Genomic DNA, 3,482 nt, shown 5'->3' with positions numbered 1-3,482 from the left:
TTTGCGGGACCGACATGGGAAGTAAACGAATTATCTGGCGACAAGGCAATTTACTCTTCCGGAGAACATATCATAATTTTCGGCTATGAGGGCGGAAAGCAGACGATTCTTTGGGACAATCCGGAAACATATATTGATAACGAGGACGGCAGCTACAATACAGAACGCCGTTTAAATTTTGACTATGAATACGGTATTCTTGTAACCAAGGAATTTACCGAAGAAAATTTCTGGTTCAGACCGTGGTGGAGACCATACGATCTTCCCGATTACACGCTCTACCGCAAGGGCTGGGAAATCGGCGACGGCGTACATATTGCAACGGGTAACTATACCAAATCCTTCACCGATCTGAGTATCGCATCACCGGGCGTTAAATCTGATTTTGTGCGTACATACAACTCCATGAGCGATGAAGAAGGCTCATTCGGTATCGGCTGGGATTTCAATATTGACGTCAGCAAAATAGTGATTCCTGCACAGGGTTACTATCAGGTAGTGCTCCCTGACGGCTCTAACACCACGTTTAAGGACGACGGCAACGGTGGATTCGAGTGTCTGAACGCTCACAGCACCATGACAAAATCGGGCAATGAGTATACAATTACGAACGCCGCACAGTCTAAGTATCACTTCAATTCCGACGGCGAGCTTGACTGGGTTAAGGACGCAAACGGCAACACACTCACAATCTCAGAAAAGTCAAATAATCAGAGAATTGTAACTGATTCCACAGGCAGAACTTACACAATTCAGTACAAGGATGTTAATGGACATAATCGTATTGAAAGCATTTCTGATGATGATTCCGAAAGCAACAGAATTGTAACTTATGATTACAACAATGATGCTCAGCTGATTTCTGCAACAAGCGTATCCGGCGGAACTGAAACCTACGAATACGACGGAAACGGCAGACTTTGCAAAATCACAAACTGCTATGACGAGGTTACAGATACGATCGTTTACAATGACAACGGATCTGTAAATTATCTCATAAATTCCGCAGGACTCAAGCAGGAATATACCTATGACAAGGCGTTCAAACAGACAGGTCTCAAGGAATTTGACGGCGATAAACTCGTAAAAACTTTCACTTACGATTATGATGAAAAGTATGCAGTCAAGACAAATACTGTAGAAACCGACGGTCAGACATATGAGGTCGATAAAATCACCTACAACATGATTGACGATGAAAACAAGTATGACGAGATGTCCGAAAACGTCGATATCATGGGCAATACCACCAAGTATGACCGTGACGACAACGGCAATGTTATCAAGCAAATCAATCCCGACGGCACATATACTTTAGCACGCTACAATGATAAAAATATGCCGCTGGTTCAGGTTGACGAGAGCAAGAATGTTGTTATCTATGAGTATGACGAGTCCGGCGTCAATGTTCTGAAGCAGTATCAGAGTCTGAGTCCTGTTTCCAATGCAGACGCGATTGCACAGAGCAGTTACAATCTTGATGAAGTAACTTATTCCGATTACGCAATGACAGTTTACACATATTATCCTGCAAGTCAGACCGCTTCAATTGCAGGTCTTGTCCGCACAATTACCGACCCTGAAGGGAATGTGACAGAGTACACTTACGGCACTTCCGGCAACGCAAAGGGACTGCCCATAAAGAAGGAAATCAAGGACGGAAACACCGTTGTAAACTCGGTTGAATACGAGTACAATTCACAGCTTCAGGTCTCAAAGGAAACCACAAGCGTTGACATTGCAAACAACGTTTATGCCGTAAAGGAATATGAGTATGACAAGTTCAACAATGTTACAAAGATCAGTGACTATGGTACAGGTTCAGCGGCGGCAGTTACCATCGCGGAATACGATAAACTCAGCAGAAAGACAGCCGAATATTCGCCTAATTATTCTGCCGACAAGAGCTGCGGAACTCTTTACACTTACTACCAAAGCGGCGCAGTTAAAACACAAACCGACGCACTGGGCAATGTAACTTCTTTCAAGTATGACGCTTACGGAAATGTGATTGAAAAAACCAATCCCGATGGCACGATCAATATCGTTGAATACGACGGTTTGCAGCGTGAAAAAGCAACATATTTTAAATCCGGAGCAGACGCTGCAAAACAGATTCTTACGGAAACCTCTTACGAATTCGTGAAGAATCACGGCTTTAATATTTACATGGCTCTTGACAGTTCTTCCTCTCACTCATGCAGCGGACTGAAAACGATCAAGACTACCTACATCACGGCTGAAAAACAGGTTGTTACCGAAACGCTTGCCGATTTCAGAGGCAATCCTGTCACTGAAAAGACAAACGGTGAAACCAAGAGAACAAGCGCATATTACGCAAATGGTCAGCTTGCAAGACAGACTGACGCTCTGAACAATACCACAAAATATGAGTACAACAAGCTTAACAAGCTGACTAAAACATATGCTCCGTTTGATACTGAAAACGGCGCTGTAAGATACTCCGTTACAGAAAATCAGTATGACAAAAACGGAAATGTAATCAAGACAATCCAGACTGTTGATACCAACAAAAACAGCGTTACTCAGAATCAGTACAACGCTATGGGACTGCTTGAAAAGGTAACTCTAAGCGATGGTACTGTAACCGGCGAGAAAAATATTTCAAAGTATTTTTACAATAATGCCGGAGTGCAGGTTAAAATGTACACGGGCATGTCTTCCGAAAATGATACTTCATATCTGACAACAAATTATGAGTATGACAGCTGGCTGAGGCCGGTAAGAACTACCGACAGCACAGGCTACAATTCAGGCACTATCACATACGACCTGAACGGCAACGTTCTCACAAATACAGATGCAAACGGCAACGTTACGACCAATACTTACGACGCACTCAATCGTGTGCTTACCTCAAACACGGTTAACTCAAGCGATTCTTCCAAGAATGTCAGCAAGTCGTATACTTATGACAGTATGGGAAGAATCACTCAGACAGTAAGCAACGGTCTTACGACAACAACAATTTATGATTCACTTGGAAGAAAATATACAGAAACAGAATATGACGAAAATGGCTACTCCATTTTCAGAGGATATTTCTATGAAGGCGTTTCGCAGTATGTAAGTAAAGAACTTACAGGGCAGTATCATCTCCTGCTGTATTCTTCAAAAACATATGAATATGATAGTGAAATGCGTGTTGTTAAGGTTAAGGAATCAGGCAATGAAACCGCTTCTTACACCTACGATGCAAACGGTAACAAGAAGTCTGAAACCCTTGCAAACGGCGTAGTTTCGACCTACACTTACAACAAGGCGAACAGAATTACAAATATCGTAAACAAATCCGGCAATACTGACATATCAAGCTACGAATATTCGTATTATCTTGATGGTTCTGACGCTTGCAAAAAGACTACAGAAAATGGTATAATAGAAACAACGGAATATGAGTATGACGGTCTGAAAAGACTGACAGAAGAAGCCGTAACTACCGGCAATTCTACAGATACCTA

Annotated in this window: 1 protein-coding gene; it reads left to right on the top strand. The window is 42.5% G+C overall.

The genetic code is table 11. The annotated features are described in order from the left end of the window. Positions 1-3,482, top strand: a 3,482-nt coding sequence (locus OCV67_RS12950; protein ID WP_147644357.1) for a DUF6531 domain-containing protein, incomplete at both ends; no start/stop codon positions are given.

It is taken from the genome of Porcipelethomonas ammoniilytica (assembly GCF_025567485.1).
Taxonomy (GTDB): Bacteria; Bacillota; Clostridia; order Oscillospirales; family Ruminococcaceae; genus Porcipelethomonas; species Porcipelethomonas ammoniilytica.
The sequence above is the reverse complement of the archived record's forward strand: the minus strand, read 5'-3'. Positions and strand labels throughout refer to the sequence as shown.